Annotated in this window: 18 protein-coding genes; 7 read left to right on the forward strand and 11 right to left on the reverse strand. The window is 54.7% G+C overall.

The features are described from left to right. Nucleotide 1: 1 nt before the first annotated feature. Genes GTO89_RS11515 through GTO89_RS11530 form a run of 4 tightly spaced genes read right to left on the reverse strand, consistent with a single transcriptional unit; the run spans nucleotide 2 to nucleotide 2,978 of the window. Nucleotides 2–1,741 (reverse strand): helicase-associated domain-containing protein, encoded by a 1,740-nt coding sequence (locus GTO89_RS11515; protein ID WP_161262242.1) that lies wholly within the window; start codon nucleotides 1,739–1,741, stop codon nucleotides 2–4. Continuing rightward, on the reverse strand, nucleotides 1,738–1,977 hold the full coding sequence (locus GTO89_RS11520) for a helicase-associated domain-containing protein (RefSeq protein WP_161262243.1): 240 nt from the start codon (nucleotides 1,975–1,977) through the stop codon (nucleotides 1,738–1,740). The genes GTO89_RS11515 and GTO89_RS11520 overlap by 4 nt, the downstream gene beginning before the upstream one ends. Nucleotides 1,978–1,983: 6 nt before the next feature. Beyond that, entirely contained in the window at nucleotides 1,984–2,742 is a 759-nt protein-coding gene (locus tag GTO89_RS11525; protein WP_161262244.1) for a Fic family protein, read from the reverse strand. Nucleotides 2,743–2,762: 20 nt separating this feature from the next. Further along, complete coding sequence (locus GTO89_RS11530) at nucleotides 2,763–2,978, reverse strand: helix-turn-helix domain-containing protein (RefSeq protein ID WP_161262245.1); 216 nt, start codon at nucleotides 2,976–2,978, stop codon at nucleotides 2,763–2,765. A 442-nt stretch (nucleotides 2,979–3,420) separates the two neighbouring features. On the opposite strand from GTO89_RS11530, the gene GTO89_RS11535 reads away from it, so the two are divergent. The 5 genes from GTO89_RS11535 to GTO89_RS11555 all read left to right on the forward strand — a co-directional run bounded on the left by GTO89_RS11535 (nucleotide 3,421) and on the right by GTO89_RS11555 (nucleotide 8,852). Continuing rightward, a complete protein-coding gene (locus GTO89_RS11535; protein ID WP_161262246.1) occupies nucleotides 3,421–3,723 on the forward strand; it encodes a nucleotidyltransferase family protein in 303 nt (100 codons plus the stop codon). Continuing rightward, nucleotides 3,711–4,118, forward strand: a complete 408-nt coding sequence (locus tag GTO89_RS11540; protein ID WP_161262247.1) for an HI0074 family nucleotidyltransferase substrate-binding subunit — start codon at nucleotides 3,711–3,713, stop codon at nucleotides 4,116–4,118. The genes GTO89_RS11535 and GTO89_RS11540 overlap by 13 nt, the downstream gene beginning before the upstream one ends. Nucleotides 4,119–4,484: 366 nt before the next feature. After that, on the forward strand, nucleotides 4,485–6,602 hold the full coding sequence (locus GTO89_RS11545; RefSeq protein ID WP_161262248.1) for a methyl-accepting chemotaxis protein: 2,118 nt from the start codon (nucleotides 4,485–4,487) through the stop codon (nucleotides 6,600–6,602). Between the two features lie 361 nt (nucleotides 6,603–6,963). Continuing rightward, nucleotides 6,964–7,593: a 5-bromo-4-chloroindolyl phosphate hydrolysis family protein gene (locus GTO89_RS11550; RefSeq protein ID WP_161262249.1), complete on the forward strand. Its 630-nt coding sequence runs from the start codon at nucleotides 6,964–6,966 to the stop codon at nucleotides 7,591–7,593. Beyond that, nucleotides 7,590–8,852 (forward strand): toxic anion resistance protein, encoded by a 1,263-nt coding sequence (locus tag GTO89_RS11555; protein ID WP_204758232.1) that lies wholly within the window; start codon nucleotides 7,590–7,592, stop codon nucleotides 8,850–8,852. The genes GTO89_RS11550 and GTO89_RS11555 overlap by 4 nt, the downstream gene beginning before the upstream one ends. 146 nt (nucleotides 8,853–8,998) lie before the next feature. On the opposite strand, the gene GTO89_RS11560 is transcribed toward GTO89_RS11555, so the two are convergent. The 7 genes from GTO89_RS11560 to GTO89_RS11590 all read right to left on the reverse strand — a co-directional run bounded on the left by GTO89_RS11560 (nucleotide 8,999) and on the right by GTO89_RS11590 (nucleotide 15,303). After that, nucleotides 8,999–9,835 (reverse strand): alkaline phosphatase family protein, encoded by an 837-nt coding sequence (locus GTO89_RS11560; RefSeq protein WP_204758233.1) that lies wholly within the window; start codon nucleotides 9,833–9,835, stop codon nucleotides 8,999–9,001. Further along, complete coding sequence (locus GTO89_RS11565; protein ID WP_204758234.1) at nucleotides 9,832–10,947, reverse strand: ABC transporter ATP-binding protein; 1,116 nt, start codon at nucleotides 10,945–10,947, stop codon at nucleotides 9,832–9,834. The genes GTO89_RS11560 and GTO89_RS11565 overlap by 4 nt, the downstream gene beginning before the upstream one ends. Further along, the gene (locus GTO89_RS11570; RefSeq protein ID WP_161262251.1) at nucleotides 10,901–11,788 is read right to left on the reverse strand and encodes an ABC transporter permease; all 888 of its coding nucleotides are present in this window, start codon (nucleotides 11,786–11,788) and stop codon (nucleotides 10,901–10,903) included. The genes GTO89_RS11565 and GTO89_RS11570 overlap by 47 nt, the downstream gene beginning before the upstream one ends. After that, on the reverse strand, nucleotides 11,775–12,686 hold the full coding sequence (locus tag GTO89_RS11575; protein WP_235920422.1) for an ABC transporter permease: 912 nt from the start codon (nucleotides 12,684–12,686) through the stop codon (nucleotides 11,775–11,777). The genes GTO89_RS11570 and GTO89_RS11575 overlap by 14 nt, the downstream gene beginning before the upstream one ends. Nucleotides 12,687–12,695: 9 nt before the next feature. Further along, nucleotides 12,696–13,820, reverse strand: coding sequence for an ABC transporter substrate-binding protein (locus GTO89_RS11580; protein ID WP_161262252.1), 1,125 nt, complete (start codon nucleotides 13,818–13,820; stop codon nucleotides 12,696–12,698). A 306-nt stretch (nucleotides 13,821–14,126) separates the two neighbouring features. Next, complete coding sequence (locus GTO89_RS11585) at nucleotides 14,127–14,576, reverse strand: hypothetical protein (protein ID WP_161262253.1); 450 nt, start codon at nucleotides 14,574–14,576, stop codon at nucleotides 14,127–14,129. Between the two features lie 19 nt (nucleotides 14,577–14,595). Beyond that, nucleotides 14,596–15,303, reverse strand: a complete 708-nt coding sequence (locus tag GTO89_RS11590) for a nitrite reductase (protein ID WP_161262254.1) — start codon at nucleotides 15,301–15,303, stop codon at nucleotides 14,596–14,598. 223 nt (nucleotides 15,304–15,526) lie between these two features. On the opposite strand from GTO89_RS11590, the gene hepT reads away from it, so the two are divergent. Together hepT and GTO89_RS11600 are read left to right on the forward strand one after the other, a co-directional pair. Next, on the forward strand, nucleotides 15,527–15,766 hold the full coding sequence (hepT, locus tag GTO89_RS17965; protein ID WP_161262255.1) for a type VII toxin-antitoxin system HepT family RNase toxin: 240 nt from the start codon (nucleotides 15,527–15,529) through the stop codon (nucleotides 15,764–15,766). Between the two features lie 71 nt (nucleotides 15,767–15,837). Then, the gene (locus tag GTO89_RS11600; protein WP_161262256.1) at nucleotides 15,838–16,092 is read left to right on the forward strand and encodes a hypothetical protein; all 255 of its coding nucleotides are present in this window, start codon (nucleotides 15,838–15,840) and stop codon (nucleotides 16,090–16,092) included. Nucleotides 16,093–16,122: the final 30 nt, after the last annotated feature.

Genomic DNA, 16,122 nt, shown 5'->3' on the forward strand with positions numbered 1-16,122 from the left:
ACTACTCCCCCTCGAATTCAACGATACAAAAGCGGTTCTTCTTCTCGATTTCCCGCTTCACCTTCATGGATGACTTCGGATCAAGTTCGATCATATAGGGCAATTCCTTGATGATATGGGCCCGGAGGGACTTGTCGCTTTTTAGTTCTTCCAGCACGAAGGGGTCATCGGTCTCCAGGATGAGCGCCTGTCGGATGCGGATTTTCTGACTGGCGGCGTTCCATTCTTCGAGCGTATGCAGGACGTTTTGAGGGAGGTCTTTGGTGCTCCATTTTTGCAAGTAGGCGATGATGTCACCGATAGAAACCCCTTGATCAAGGGCAGATGCCGCCGATTTGAAGGTCAGTTTATAGAGGCAGGCCGGGTGGTCAGATATCTTTTCCGCGACTTGGTCCAGAAATAATTCATGACTTTCTTTCATGGCGCCTTCCGAGAGAAGGATCTCATAGTTGGGCTGGACGATGAAGCCGGACGATTCCTCCCTTTTTGGTTCTCTGTAGGCATCTGTGGCGCCGAGCACATAGGCGCCGAGCGGGGTCAAGCGGATGTAGTTGACTTCAAATATGTCGGTTTCTTCGAAGTATCCACCGACGCTAAATGAAAGGGCCGTATCGATGATGCCCAGGGCACATAAGTATTCAAGACAGACCACTTCGACAAAGCGTCCTTCCAGTTCGCGCCAGCTTTGGGCGCGGCCGAGATACATCCGTTCGTATTCGGCGTAGGACAAAATCTCACCGGTAACCCTCTCGAGAAACAGAGCATCGCTTCTCTTTATGTATTTGAGGAGTTCTTCGATAGATATCCATTTGTCGACAGGACAGCGGGCCAAATGGTCGCAGATCATCCTTCGGCAGCTAGAGTACTTGGGGACGAAGGTTGTTTTTACTTTCACTTCTGGGATGCGGGACAGTTCATCAATCGCTGCCGATGCGATATATGCTTGAAGCAACATTGTGCATTTATCTACAGGGCTTGCCTGTAAAAAGGTTTCCACACCGTTGCCGGTAAGGATACGATCGCCAGCGATGGTCCATAATTGGCCGGCCAAGGCTAACTGGGCCATGCCATAGATGCGCACCGACGATTCCACCGTGCGCAAAGCCCAGATCCCATCAGACCCGTCAAGGCTATACTCCTTGATGACCAGCGCTTCGTTGATTTTCTTCATAGCGGTTTTTGCCGGCAATCCGCCGACTCTGGTGCAACTCAGTTTTGTCTGGTTGGTCAGTTTGATGAGACGAAAAAACTCTTTTTCGAAGTTCTCTCGAATCACCACCTCTTCATCAATGTCAACATCTTCCGGTAATGTATCCAGCCCTTGATATTGATACTGGATGGGTTTGAACCGTTTTTTGATAAATGACACCAATGGCGCGGGGACGCTGTTTCGAATGATAAAGGGGCGAGCAGGGGACATGTCATCAAGAACGTCAGAGATTCGGTAAGGACGGAAGAAGGAATCTTTTTGTGGACGGTTATGTTTTTGACAGAGCTCGTACAGGTCGTCGCTGTCAAGCCGGCCGGAACGGACGCATTCTTCCAATAGTTCTTTTTCAAAGGCATTGAGGCGATTCCACAGGGCGATGAGGTTTTCTTCGCGGCTGTAAAAGTTGTCCAGTGCGTTGATCATGTCGGCTTTACGTGTCGACGAGGCCTTGACGCCGGCCAGACGCAACAGTTTTGGTAGGCTGTCGCTATCATAGCCTTGGGTGGTTAATGTTTGGAGAATGGACTTCATCGTTCGCTTGTCTCCTCTAAGACGGCAAGGATGTGACTGGCGCTGTGGCCGCTGGCGGCCGCATTCCACAGGGACAGGGGAGAAAGGCGGTATGTATGGATATGTTCATGGCTTTTTTCCAGCTCCGAAAATTGGGCCACTTCGTCCCTCGCCGCTTCGAATAAGGGGTTGTCCACTTCTAGCAAAAGGCTGAAATCGCCTTGGACGATGACTGGGTTAGTCGGCTGATTGGTCATGATCAGTTATCTGCTCCTTGTTGAAGTCGGAACGGGAATATGCAACAGCCGCATGATCTCCTTCTGAGACTCCAGAACCCGCTCTGCCATAAAAGTCATGAACGGTCGATCATCGACGTGAGCCTTCTCCAGCAGTGCAATATACTCATGGCGCAAGACCGGAGGAATGATGGCAAGCATATATCCATCCTGGATTAGAGCCGTATTCATCAGCAAACGAGATATGCGCCCATTCCCGTCGATAAAGGGATGGATAAAGACAAAGCGCTTGTGCAGTTGCGCCGCAAACGATACAGGGTGATGCTTATCCCGTTCTCTCGCTGCCCATAGAAACAAAGCACGAACTTCTTCCTCGATCCGCTCCGGTTTGCACACGGCGTATTTCGAGCCGGAGATGAACACCGGGCCGATGCGGTACCGTCCTGCCGCGTTGGTGTCAATGTTATGATAGAACATCTGATGCATGGTCAGGGCATCGGCTTCGGTAATCTGGCGGTTATGCAACAGGGTGAACATATAATCGTAGGCGTTCGCGTGCCCCAGGGCTTCAAAGGTGTCCTTCAGGGGCTTGCCGCCGGCGGTGAGCCCCTCTTCCAACAGCACTTTTGTCTCACTCTCGGTGAGTGTGTTACCTTCCAGCGCATTGCTCGACCAGGTTAAGCCGATGCGGTAGTAGGCTTTCAGTTCGCGCAGCAGTTCGCCTTCGAAGGGACGCAGCGCGTCGATGGCTGCTTTATAGAGGTCAAGCTTTTTGTAAATGTCCATGAGCGCCTTCCTCCTTCCGGTCAATAAGTGACCTTTTCGCCGTTCGGGATCATAAAAGCGCCTTCATAGGTACAGCCTGCCGCTTCTGCGATTTGTTTCAATTCGTCAACGGTGAAGCTTTCCCTTTTCATTTTCTGGCTAAAGGCTTGCGGGCTTTTCCCGACCATCCGCGCCAGTTCGGAAACACTGATCCCGAGTTTGACGCATAGTATTTTCAGTTGCTCAGACACGGACATGCAACCACTCCTTTGTATGCTTATATTATAAACAATTATGTTTATGATATAAGCATCCGCATCGGCTACCCTGTGAAACCTACTTCAATATTCGCCCTGCAAAATCCCCCTCATCCCCCTCCGAAGCCCCGGCGTCTCCCCATTCGACAGGTGAAGGACATCACGATGTGGGATCCCCATCTTCGCCGGCGTCTCCTCCGGATGCCTGCCAATGGCGACCACGAGCAGGCCGTCTGCGTCGGACGCTAAAGGCAGCAGTTACCCAAAAAAACGCGGCCCCAGACGCCAGTTTCTCCTTCAAAGAAGCCATCGGGAGTACATTGACGAATTGAACATCTATATCGCGGCGGAAGTTCAAGCTGACTTGCTAATTTATGGGAAACGTTGTAAGATGAAAGATGATGACACGATATACCTCGCGCTGTGAGTGTGGTGAGTCGCTATGAAAAAAGAACGCGAACGTTTTTCCACGATCATAGATAACATCTTAAAGGATAATTTGGGTTCTTATCAGGTTAAGGTTTTTTTCTTTGGCTCCTGGTCTCGGTTCGAGGAACGCCCATCCTCTGACATCGATATTGCGATCTGGGCAGAGGAGCCGTTGCCTCTGGGAACATTGGCTAGGTTACGTGCAGCCTTTGAAGATTCTCCGTTACCCTACCCGGTCGATGTAGTAGATTTGACTAATACGGAGACGGTTTTTCGGGAGCACGTGATGAGGGAAGGGATTCCATGGAACGCCTGATACAACGTATCGAAACGGCAAGTCGAGCCGTTTCGACCCTGGAAGTATTATTGCAAGTGCCCACACCAAATGAGGTGGAACGCGACGCCTCGTTGCAACGTTTCGAGTATTCTTTCGAGGCAACCTGGAAATCGGCCCTTCATTACTTACGTGACATTGAAGGGATTGAAGTCGGCTCGCCCAAAGGAGTGGTCAGGGCTTGTATGCAGGTTGGACTGCTGACGCCATCGGAAACCAGTGAAGCGTTGGAAATGGTCGATGACAGGAATCTTACCGTTCATACATACAACGAAGAGTTGGCGAAAGCTATTTTTACGAAGCTGCCTCGTTATGCCGCGCTATTAAGACGTTGGGTGAGAGCGATACGAGATGGGATATACGCTGTCGAGGAGTAGATCTTCCTCCGCTCCTTCCCATTTCGCCGGTTGGGCATGGAGCCGTCTGTCGTAAGGTACGGAGGATATACCCGATTTGAAGTGCTCTGATTGTAGCTATGACGGACTTCATCGAATCGTTGCAGAGATGATCATGGACCGCTCCAACGAGCGCAAGAAGCGGAGTTAGCGAGGGAGAACCGACACGTTCGATGACGGGGAAAAAGTGATGCAACCTTGACCGGGGGAAGATTCCCTCCGGTCATTTTTTCTTTCAAAATAACCATCGTTTTGAAGGAGTTTGTTGCTGCACGTGGAAACATATCGAAAAACAATTTGTTATAACGAGTGCTATTCGCAACCGCTGAAAGGAACGGTGAGGTGCAGATGAACAGTTCATCACTGTTACGGAAGACGCTGGTCCTTGTCCTGTTGCCGACATTGCTCATTTTCATCAGTTTGATCAGCTTTGTTGCCTATCGGTCACAATCGGTTGCCCAGGCCAATGCGGAGGAGTTGGCAGAGCATCTCGGAAATGAAAAAGCCAATATCATCAAAGCCGAGATTGAGATCGCCCTTGATGCGGCACGGACGATGGCCCATTCTTTTGAAGGTGTCGGTGAAAGCAAAAACCGCATCACCCGCCAACAAGCCAATGACATCCTCTATAGCGTGTTGAAACATAGCCCGAACTTTTTTGGCGTCTGGTTGTGTTTTGAACCGGACGCTTTTGATCAGCAGGACCATCTCTTTCGCAATCAGCCGATCCATGATGCGACGGGGCGTTTCATCCCCTACTGGTATCGCTCCGGAAGCAGCTTGAAGACGGAGATGCTCCTTGACTACGATAAACCAGGAGCTGGCGATTACTATTTACTGGCGAAAAACAGCGGGGAAGAGACGGTTTTGGAACCCTATCCGTATACGGTCGATGGGAAGAGCTATCTGATGACCTCGGCTGTCATTCCGATCAAGGTGGGCGGAAAGGTTGTTGGTACCGCCGGTGTCGACTTCTTATTGACGTCTTTGCAAAGCCTTGTCAAGGATATCCAAGTCCCCGGTGGTGGTCACGTGATGACCTTGTCCAACAAAGGCAATTTTGTCACTCATCCCGATGAGACCTGGCTGGGGAAAAATATTCGCGACATGGGCGATCCAAAAGACATGGATGCGATCGTGCAGGCCATTCAATCGGGAAAAGCATACCAAGTGATCAGCGAATCACCGAATCAAAAGGGGGAGATCTTCAAGGTCTTCGTCCCGATTGAAATGGGTAGCACCAAGACACCCTGGTCTTTTGCGCTGGCCTTCCCGATGGAAGCGATTTTGGCCGAATCCCGTTCTGCCACGATGATGGTGCTTGTTCTAAGCGCCGTAGGGATACTGTTGATTGTGGGCGCAGTGTACTTGGCGATTCGTTCGATCGTCAAACCCATTGAAAGCTGCGTCGCTTTCAATGAAGCGGTTGCAGAAGGCGATTTCTCTTCCGATGTGCCGGAAGAGTTCACAGGGCGAAACGATGAGCTCGGAAAAATGGCTCGCGCCAATCAAAAGGGAGTCGAAAATGTTCGAGCCGTGCTCCAGCAGATCCGTACGACGTCGCTTACACTGTCCGAATCGACGCGCCAACTCTCTGAACTGTCAGAAAACTACTCCGCCATGACGGAAGAGGTGATCGCTTCGACCGGTGAGATTGCCTCATCCATGGAAGCCATGTCAGCCACGACAGAGGAAGTGGCGGCTTCCACTGTGGAAACGCAGGGGCTCATGGAGAAGATGAATCAACTTGCCCAAGAGGGGCAGGGAAAGTCGGTGGCGGTCGACAAAAAGGCGCAGGAGATTGGACAGGATGTGAAGCAAGCCCATCGCAAAGCCCGGGATACCTTCGCTGCGCTCAAGCAGAAACTGGAACATTCGCTCCTTGAAGCCCGTGTGATCACCCAGATATCGGGCTTGGCCGATTCCATATCGAACATTGCAGAGCAGACCAACCTGCTCGCGCTGAATGCGGCCATTGAGGCGGCTCGTGCCGGTGAACAGGGCAGAGGCTTTGCTGTTGTCGCAGAAGAGGTGCGCAAGCTGGCCACAGCGTCTGCGACGGCGGTGAGCGGCATCCAGCAGTTGACCCAGCAGGTGCTGCTTGCGATAGACGAGTTGATCGCCAATGCGAATCAGTTGCTGCAGTTTGTCAACAGCGATGTCAATGTGGACTATGAAAAGTTTTTGAATATCAGCCTCCAGTATCAACAAGATGCGCAGGAATTTTTCCAGGTAGTCCAGGCGATCGCTGACGGTTCCCATAAGGCGAAACAAGCTGTGGAAGAGGTTGCGACCGCCATAGAAACGGTGGCAGCTTCTGTTGAAGAAAGCACAACCAGCACAATGGAAATTGCCCAGGGTTCAGAGCAATCAAAAGAGTCGTTGCAAGATGTGGTCTTTGCGGTGGAGCGGCTGAGTCAAGAAGCGGAACAATTGACGATGCTGATGGGGAAATACAGATTGTAAAAAAACAAGACGATGATGACGCCGCCAAAAAGAGAAAACCCGCCTCCCCAGCATCAGCAGGGAGGCGGGTTATTTTTCTGCCTGCGATTCTGTTAATCCTTATCTTGCCAGATAGGCCCGTCCGATGGCGGCAGCGCCGAGAAGCGCCTGATCCACCATGGGTAGCCAGATCGTCTATTCGCATTTGGAGATGGCCTCATGGCAAGAATACCGGACATCCAATGAAATGAACGAATCGAATAAAGGAACAAATTCACCCTGTTGGGCAAATATGCCGATTGGAAGGAAAGACGCGCCGATTCTGATGCGATATAATAAGATGTAGTCGAAAAAAGTCCACGCTCTCGGAGGTGGGAAATTTGTGAAAGAAATATTGATAACCACACTGCGCGTCTTCCTCTCCAGTTCGATCGCTCTGACGGCCTTTTTGGTCACCTATCTGTTCAACGGGTTGGACCTGGCGCCGGCCCTGGGCCTTGGCGTCGTCGCCTATTGGTTGACATCAAAAGGGATCGCGCGCCGATTTGCCTTGCCTGCCGCGCAGCATCAGCTGATCGACGGGGCCGATCCCCATTACCAGGAAAAGAGCTATAAGGAAGCCCGTCGCAAGTGGAAAGTCATCGGGCGCTACCGCTTTCAGGTTCGCTCCCTGTCCGTTTGGCTCAAGGTGGCCCGCCTCTATAAAATCGCCGAACAGATCCTGGACATCACAGGGAAAGACCTCCGCCAGATGAATAAAGCGCAGGCCTTCTTCAACCATTACCTGGACGCCACCCTCACGATCCTGGAGAAATACACACTCCTGTCCAAACAACCCATTTCCAGCGATGAGATTCGTGAGGCGATGCAGAAGATCAACGTCGGATTGGAAGACCTGATTCGCGCCTACGAAGAAGAGCTGAACCATCTTATCGCCAAAGATTTGCTCGAACTGGATGTGGAAGTGAACGTCTTGAAACAGGCCCTTGATTCGAAAGGAGAGAAAAAATGACCAGCCCGAATCCGACCGATCCCTTCGCCATTCCGGGACCCTTTGATCAGGCGCCTGCGCCGCTGACGCCTGATCCCCTTCCGGTCGCTCCTTTCCTGACGAATCCTGCGCCGCTGGGAGCGCCCGGTCTGACGCCCAACCTGTCTTCCGCGCCGTCCGCAGCGCCCCTAACGGGAAAGCCGCCCGAAGCGCCGGCAGTGACGGTGGCCGCCCTGCCGGTCGATCAGCAGCCAAAAGCCCTGGCCTTGGCCAAACAAATTGACGCCAAAAACCCGCAGACCCTGTTGCAATACGGCTTGCCGATCCAGTCGGAGCTTTCCCGCTTTGCCGACAACATCCTCGATCACGTTCGGACGAAAGACGCCGGCCCCGTCGGGGAGATCATCGGCAGCCTGATGGTGAAGCTCAAGGAAGCCAACCCCGACGATCTGCAGGAATCGCAAGGCGGTTTTTTTACGAAGTTCTTCGGCTCGGCCAAACGTTCCGCCGAAAAGGTTCTGGCCCGTTACCAGACCTTGAGCACAGAGATCGACCAGATCAGCCAGCAACTGGACAAAGCGCGCCTCCAACTCCTCCGAGATGTCACCTTGCTGGAAGCCTTGTTCCAAAAGAACCGGGAGTACTTCAACGAACTGAACATTTACATCGCCGCCGCCCAGCACAAGCTGGAGGAACTACGCACCCAGACCATCCCCCAATTGCAACAGCGAGCTCTCGCCAGCAACGACACCGCCGCCGTGCAGGAGTTGAATGATCACCTCCAATTTGTCGACCGGCTGGAAAAAAAGGTGCACGACCTGTTGATCAGCCGCGCTGTCACCTTGCAGACAGCGCCGCAGATCCGCCTGATCCAAAACAACGATCACGTGCTGGTGGAAAAGATCCAATCGTCCATTGTGACAACGATTCCCCTGTGGAAAAACCAGATCGTCCTCACATTGACCTTGCAACGGCAGCAAACAGCCCTGGCGATGCAGCGCCAAGTCACCGACACGACGAACGAACTGCTCCTGCGCAACTCGGAGATGCTCAAAACCAATACCATCGGTGTGGCCCGGGAGAACGAGCGGGGCATCGTCGACATGGAAACCTTGAAAAAATCGCAGGAGAACTTGATGGACACGCTGGAAGAAACCTTGAAAATCCAGCAGGAAGGCCGCATCAAACGCCGCGAAGCCGAGACAGAACTGGCCCGCCTGGAGCAGGATTTGAAAAATCGCATGGCCGCCATGGTCACCGGCGGATACCGTCCGAAATAAGGACAAAAACGACAGAGGCACAAAAAGGACAGGCGTTACACCGGGGGGCACTGGACGGCCCTCGGGTTAACGCCTGTCTTTTTTCCTGTAGGATGTTTGAAAAAATCGCTGAAGGTTATGCATTGCCGCACTTTTGTTGACAGATGTCAGCGCATAAAATCCAAATCGCTCTGCCTCAACGGCATCATCCCATCGGCCGGCGCGATGCCAAGGAGTGTGCAGAGCAGCGGCGCGATGATCAACTGGGACTTTGCTTCCTCCCATCGTCCCGCCCGGAAGGCTGAACCGATGGCGAAGAGGGGCACCTGGCGTTCGTCAGGACCGGTGCCGCCGTGGCAGCCGTCGCGGTTCATGCCGTGATCGGACGTGACCAGAACCTGGTAGCCTTCGCTCAGCCAACGAGGCGCATACTCGGCCAGCAGACCGTCCATCTGAATCACCTGGCCGCGGTACTCCTTCGAGTCGGCGCCGAACAAGTGTCCTGCATGGTCTACCCCCATGGGATGGATCAGCAGAAAGGCGGGATCAAACAAGCGCCGCAGCAACTCGCCATCGGCAAAGACGTGGGAATCGGGATAGGCCTCGTCATGGTAAAAGCAACCGTGCTGGATCGGGAGAAAGGCTTCCTGATCAAACCCCTGAAACCGGTCGTTTTTTCGATCAAAGGGATACCGGTTGTACAACTCGCTGATCCAATAAAAGGCCGCCGCTCCGTTGCGCAGTCCCTGCCGGCGGGTCAAGTGAAAGAGGCTCTCCTGGCTGGACATGCCCTGAAAGTGGTTGCAGGTGATCCCGTTGACCGACGGCGGCGTGCCGGTCAGCAGCACCTCATAGAGGGGGCGCGACAGGCTGGGCAATTCGGAGCGAATCAACAGGCGAGCGGCGAGATGGTTCTCGACCAGATGGTGAAGATAGCCCATCTGGCTGCAGGCTGTCCCATAATGGAGACCGTCGATCAGCACCAGGATGACTTTATGTGTCAACAATGGCTCACCTCGTTTTTCGCCTCCGCTAGGAACACGCAACTGGCCGGATCGATCTGTAAATGAACCCGTGTGCCTTCGCCATATCTCTCGGCCTGATGCGGGTCATACAACTGGTCCACGGTGATCATATGATCCTGGACCTGCACCCGGTAGCGCATCAAGCTGCCGAGAAGGATCCGCGAACGTATCGTTCCGGTCAGGGCGTCGCAGCGACTGCTGGAAGGAGCGCCGGTATTTTCACTGGAGCGATCGGCGCCATCCGATTCGGTAGCCTCCGGCTCCGGCAGAGCCATGCGGATCTGTTCCGGGCGGACGGCGAGGCAGCAGATCTCCGGCGGAACGGGCCGGTCCAACACCAGCGGAAAGGGGACATAGACGCGGTTTTCCTGCACCCGCGCGATGGGGAACAGGTTGGTCGTGCCGATGAACTCAGCGGCGAAGGTTGTAGCAGGGCGGCTGTACAGGTCTACCGGCAGGCCCACCTGTTCGATGCGGCCTTCCCTCATCAGGGCGATCCGGTCGGAGATGGAGAGGGCCTCTTCCTGATCATGGGTGACGAAGACGGTCGTGATCGCCAACTCATTTTGCAGTTCCCGGATGAACTGGCGCATGGACAGGCGGATTTTTGCGTCCAGGGCGCTGAAAGGCTCGTCAAGCAGCAACACGCTCGGTTCCGGCGCCAGGGCGCGGGCCAGGGCGACCCGTTGCTGCTGGCCGCCCGACAGTTCATGGGGCATGCGGTGCCCCAGAGCGCCCAGACCGACTGTGTGCAGCATCTGTTCCACCCGCGCCCGTCGTTCCTCCTTGCCGATATTTCGCATCTTCAACCCAAAGGCCACATTTTCGAAGACGCTCATATTGGGAAACAGGGCGTAGGACTGGAAGACGAAGCCCATGTCCCGGCGGTTCGCCGGCAGACGGCTGATTTCCTTGCCGTCGACCCAGATTTGGCCGCTCTCTTTCGGTAAAAATCCCGACAGGACCCGCAGGAGCGTGCTCTTGCCACAGCCGCTCGGTCCCAGCAGGGTGAGAAACTCGCCTTTTTCCACCGTCAAGGAGATGTTACGCAGGGCGACCTGATCGGCAAAGCGTTTGTTGATGCCCTTCAACTCGATGTAACTCAGGGGGGTTCTCCTCCTCGACCGTTTTCACGTTCATTTTGGATTTTCCTCTGGCAGTCTGAATGGACACGATGGCCAAGGTGACCAAGAGGATGAACAGGGTGTAGAGGGACACGATAGCGCTGGAGAGATGGCCGTTTTCCCAACTCATCTTATAGAGAAAGAGCTGGACTGTCTGGAAGCCGGATCCGACGAGCAGATTGGCCAGCACGAATTCGCCGAAAAGCACCGAAAACGAGAGCAGGGCGGCCACCGTCAAGCCGGGGGCAAGGTTCGGCAGCACCACGTGCCAGAAGGCCTGAAGGCGTGAGGCGCCCAGGCTCTCGGCGGCGTTCAACAGGGTCGGCGCGTCGATGGCCCGAAAGCTGTTTACTGTGGCCTGATAGACGTAGGGCAGCAGGAGTACGAAGTAGGCGCCCAGGAGGATGTAGATGGAGCCTGTCAGCACGAAGGGCTTGTGGCTGTATAACTCCAGGAGGCCTACCGCCAATATGACGGGGGGGAAGGAGAAGGGGAGGGTGGAGAGAAACTTCAGCACCCCTTCCAGCCGGGGAAAATAGATGACAGTGACAAGCACGGCGGGAACGATGACGATCAAGCCGATGATTGTCGCCAGGGCGCTGACACCAAAACTGCGCCCCAGGGCTTCGATGAAGTGGTCGTTCTGAAAAAGCAGGCGGTACCATTCGAGGGTGTAGCCCTTCGGTAGGATGGTTGTCTGCCATTCCTGGGCGACAGAAAACAGGAGCGTCGCCGCCAAGGGCAACAGAAGATAGCCCACGATGGCGGCCAGGACGATCCGGGGCCGCCAGTCCTTATTTGCCGCCATGTTGCATCCTCCTTTGCACCCAGTGCGCTGTCCAGTGGTTGACAGCCATGGCGGCGATCAGCAGCGCCCCTATGGTGACGGCGATAGCGGCGGCCAGGTTGGGGTTCAGTTCCACATTGCCGGCGATCAGATTGCCGATGCGCAGCGGCGCGAGGCTGTAGTTGCCGCTCGTCAGGGCATAGGCTGTCGCGTAGGCGCCCATGGCGTTGGCGAAGAGGATGCTGAAGGCGCCGGCCAGAGAGGGGAGGATGTTCGGCAGCCCCACATAGAGCCAGTAGTGGCGGGCGCTGCCGCCCAGGCTGTGGACGGCGTCGCGCCAGTCGTCGCGCAGTCCGGCAAAGGCCGGGTAAAGGAGCAGGATGGCCAGCGGCGCCTGGAAATAGACGTAGACCAGCATCAAACCGGACCAACTGTAGAGGCTGAAGTGGTCGTAGAGGGGAAAACCGAGGGCGTTGAGGCCCAGGGTGAGCAGGCCGTTGGTCCCCAGCAGGACGATATAGGCGAAGGCGAGGGGCACGCCGGCGAAGTTGGAGGTGGAGTTGATCAGCACGAGCAGGCGATCGCGCCCATCCTCTCCGAGGAGGGTGAGGGCGTGGGCGCCGATCATGCCGATCAAGAGGCCGATGACGCTGCAGGCCAAGGACAGGCTGATGCTGTTTCCCAGGGCGATGAGGAAAAACTTCTGTTGAAACAGTTCGACGTAATGGATCAGGGAGTACCCCCTGGGTGACTCGATGCTCAAGCAGGCCATCCGCAAAAAGGGCAGCAGTTCAAAGGCGATCACGAAAAGGAAAAAGGGGAGAAGAGGCAGCCAGAGACCGCCTCTTCTCAACGCCGAGGGTGGGGATGTCGATGGGAGCCTGTCGGTGTTCCTATTCATGGCGCGTTGCATGGACATGGGCGTCCCTTACTGCATCTGGGTGAGGACTTGTTCCTGCCACAAACGGGGCAAATCCTTCGTCGTCTTTTCCCAGGTGGCAAAGTCTTTGATCGGCCGGGAGGCCTTGTAGGCTTCCTTCGGCAGCAGTTTGGCCTGTACATCGGCGGGCAGTTTCACGTCGCGGATCGGCCGGGCGAAGCCTTTGGCCAGCAGGATCTGTCCCTCATCGCTGAGGATGTGGTCCACCATGGCCCGGGCCGCGTAGGGATGGGGGGCGACCTTGTTGATCATGCACACGTAGGCGGAGATGGCCGAACCGTCGGAGGGGATGACGACCTTCAACTCATCCATCTTCAGTTGATCCTTATACCCCAGGGCGTTGAAATCGTTCAACACGGCGATGGGGACTTCGCCTTTTTGGATGTTCGCCACAGACAGGTCGATGGGCTTGAGGTTGCCCGCTTTGGCCAGTTTGGCGAGGAATTCGATGCCTGGCTGGATGTTGCTTTCATCGCCGCCATTGGCGAAGGCCGCCGACAGGACGCCCATCATGGCCTGATTGGCTTTCGTGGGATCGCCCAGCACCACCTGGCCCTTGTACTCGGGCTTCAACAGATCGGCCCAGGAGGTGGGCACATTTTTGACCAGCTTCGTATTGACGAGGAAGCTCGTCGAGCCCGTGTACCAGACACACCAGTTGCCGTCGGGGTCTTTCGCCCAATCGGGGATCTCATTCCAGTACTTGTTTTTGTAGGCAGCCGAGACGCCTTCCGCTTTTGCCTTGGCGCCGAAGCCGATGCCGATGTCGCCCAGGTCGGCCACCGGGTTGTCTTTTTCCGCCTTGAACTTGGCGATCTCCTCGGCGCTGGACATGTCTGTATCGGTGTGGATGACGCCGTACTTGCCCGAGAAGACCTCCCAGCTCTCTTTCCAGTTGGCCCAGGAGTCAGGCATGCCGTAAGAGATGATCTTGCCTTCTTTTTGGATCGCCCCTTTGAGCGCATCCCCTTCGAGCATCTTGAATTCGCTGGTGGCAGCGGGGGCTGTCGATTGGCTGGAGGTCTCTTTGGCCGGACCGCCGCAACCGGCCAGGGCGGCGCCGGTCAGTGTCAGGGCCATGAGAAGACCGGTCCCTTTTTTCCAGAGATTCATCGATTCCATCCTCTCGTCGCTTCTTTGGCAAACATCGACTCGCTGTCTGCCGCAACAAGAAAATAGCAAAAAAGGGTTGTGAATGATGTTATTGCCAGGTTAATCCCCTGTTAAGTTTCCTTTTCACGACAACTAAGGGGATGCCCCGCGCCGTCCAGGCGTCAGGGCATCCCCTCATCATCGCTATGTAGACTCTTCACCGAAGTAGACTCTTCATCGAAGACTGTATCGCTTAAAACACTACGGTGTTACCGCAGCACTGTTGATGGCTCTTTTATGTCTAATTCCCATGATGTCGTGCAAAAACTAGTGCTGGGCCGCCTTCAATGCAAGGAAGGTGTCTTTCAACTGCTTGCCGATCCGTTCGCTGGACTTGTGCGCGTCAAGGAAGTACATGGTCGTGCTGCCCCGGTAGGGGAAGGTGTCGCCGAAGAGGGCGTATTCCAAACAGAGGCGCACGATGTTGACGGAGCAGTCTTCTTCATGATTGTCCCGGCAGTCCTTGCATTCCAGGAGAACCATGGCGAGCGCTTCGATCATGTCCTGCTCGGAATAGGTCTTCAGGTCTTTATTCGGAATCATGGAGCTGCCCTGGGGAATGCTGGTGACCTTCTTCGTCACCACATAGGTGGCCACTTTTCGGGCAAAAAAGACGAGGCACTTGTTTTTTTCACAGGTCCCGCAAGCTTCTCCATGCAGGCACAGTGCATCCAGCTTGTGTTGGAGCGCCTCGAAGTTGATCTCTCTTTCAGTCACGCGTCGTCACGCTCCATTCTCAGTCGTTCAGGAAATCGAGAAAATCGTTGGCTTCTTCTCCCGCTTTGGGCAGCTTGTCAGCAGGGAGGATGAAAGGTTCCATGCCGACGCGGCGGATCGTCAGGCAGAGGCGCTCTTTCTCTTCGGCCAACTGGCGGTAGGTTTGCAGCACATGTTCCAGGATGGTGAAGACTGCCTCGCGGGAGACTTTTTGGTAGGCTCGCTGGGCATGGACCGGGTTGCGGCTGCCGCCCCGACCGCCGAGATAGATGTCAAAGTCGTTCTGGCCTACGGCGGTGACTCCGAAATCGGCGCAGTGCGGGTCGGTGCATCCCCGGTGGCAGCCGGCGACGCTGATCTTGAAGTCATGGGGTGTCGGCTGGTTGCTGAATTTGCCCTGGATCTCCACAGCCAGTTCAAAGACATCGCTGAGGCTGCGGTGACAGAGGGCAGGGCTGCCGGGACAGCCTTTGACGTTGCGGACGATGTCGCCGAAGCCGCCCAGTTCCAAGCCGAGGGTGCGCAACCCTGTGGTGAACCGTTCCAGATTCTCTTCCGGGAGCAAAACCAGCAGGGTCTGCCGGGTCGTCAGTTTGCTGCCGACGGCCCCCACTTCCGGCAATAACTTGCCCAGCCCCAACAACTGCTCCGGTGTGATAAATCCGCAGGGGGTGATGATCCCGACGCCGAGAACGCCGTTGCGCTGTTTGAAAATGGCTTTTCCCATGTACCGATCATCCTTTCTGAGTGGTTAGGGCGGTGATTTCCGGAGAATGACAGAGAAAGATAAAACTGATAAGGATTTTGATTATCATTGATCATTTTATCGTTTATCCATAGTGATTGGCAAGAATTACGATTTGTTGGATAATTCTAAGGGGAGAGATGTCGATGGGCTATCACTGGCTCGGTGCAAAACCAGCTTGTAAAATTATGGAAAGACGTGTAAGATGGAGTATGAACATAGAGCGAACAGCCACAATAGGGATATTTTCGCAGTGCTCGCTGAAAGTGGAGTGATTGCAGAGACGCATCTGGCGAATCTAAAAAAAATGGCGCAGTTTAGAAACTTGTTGGTTCATGACTATGCTCGGATTGATCCTGAGATAATATATGCAGTCTTATACAACGGGCTAAACGATATTGAAATGTTCTTTACGGAGATAAAGGAGAGATTTTTGCCGTACTGAAACAAACATGGTTTAGCAGGTGACAAAGCGGCATAAAGTGTATTACATGAGCGCTCTAGGGGGAGGGTCTGTTGGCATATAAGGTTACTTGTCCCAGTTGTGGGAACAGGACCTTTCGCAGCAAGGGCGGCTATTGTCAATGCTCTCAATGCAACCTCGTCGGTTGGGAATGGAACCGCTCACCGGACGGAGAGACGGAGGAAGCGGGGTTGACCTGCCCGGATTGCGGGTACAACGACTTCCGGCGTGTCGTTACCGTGGACTTCCGGTTCAGCCTCTATCGTTGTTCCGCCTGTATGTACACGCTGATGAAACCAAGTGAATAAAAAAGCGACAAGACGGAGCCAACCGGTTAT

Source organism: Heliomicrobium gestii (assembly GCF_009877435.1).
GTDB classification, from domain to species: Bacteria; Bacillota; Desulfitobacteriia; order Heliobacteriales; family Heliobacteriaceae; genus Heliomicrobium; species Heliomicrobium gestii.

Excerpts from the sequence above, each read along its gene's own strand:
- GTO89_RS11575 (WP_235920422.1), bottom strand. The coding sequence starts at position 12,686 with ATGTCCATGCAACGCGCCATGAATAGGAACACCGACAGGCTCCCATCG.
- GTO89_RS11570 (WP_161262251.1), bottom strand. The coding sequence starts at position 11,788 with ATGGCGGCAAATAAGGACTGGCGGCCCCGGATCGTCCTGGCCGCCATC.
- GTO89_RS11540 (WP_161262247.1), top strand. The coding sequence starts at position 3,711 with ATGGAACGCCTGATACAACGTATCGAAACGGCAAGTCGAGCCGTTTCG.
- GTO89_RS11590 (WP_161262254.1), bottom strand. The coding sequence starts at position 15,303 with ATGGGAAAAGCCATTTTCAAACAGCGCAACGGCGTTCTCGGCGTCGGG.
- GTO89_RS11520 (WP_161262243.1), bottom strand. The coding sequence starts at position 1,977 with ATGACCAATCAGCCGACTAACCCAGTCATCGTCCAAGGCGATTTCAGC.
- GTO89_RS11525 (WP_161262244.1), bottom strand. The coding sequence starts at position 2,742 with ATGGACATTTACAAAAAGCTTGACCTCTATAAAGCAGCCATCGACGCG.
- hepT (WP_161262255.1), top strand. The coding sequence starts at position 15,527 with ATGGAGTATGAACATAGAGCGAACAGCCACAATAGGGATATTTTCGCA.
- GTO89_RS11555 (WP_204758232.1), top strand. The coding sequence starts at position 7,590 with ATGACCAGCCCGAATCCGACCGATCCCTTCGCCATTCCGGGACCCTTT.
- GTO89_RS11545 (WP_161262248.1), top strand. The coding sequence starts at position 4,485 with ATGAACAGTTCATCACTGTTACGGAAGACGCTGGTCCTTGTCCTGTTG.
- GTO89_RS11580 (WP_161262252.1), bottom strand. The coding sequence starts at position 13,820 with ATGAATCTCTGGAAAAAAGGGACCGGTCTTCTCATGGCCCTGACACTG.
- GTO89_RS11535 (WP_161262246.1), top strand. The coding sequence starts at position 3,421 with ATGAAAAAAGAACGCGAACGTTTTTCCACGATCATAGATAACATCTTA.
- GTO89_RS11515 (WP_161262242.1), bottom strand. The coding sequence starts at position 1,741 with ATGAAGTCCATTCTCCAAACATTAACCACCCAAGGCTATGATAGCGAC.
- GTO89_RS11530 (WP_161262245.1), bottom strand. The coding sequence starts at position 2,978 with ATGTCCGTGTCTGAGCAACTGAAAATACTATGCGTCAAACTCGGGATC.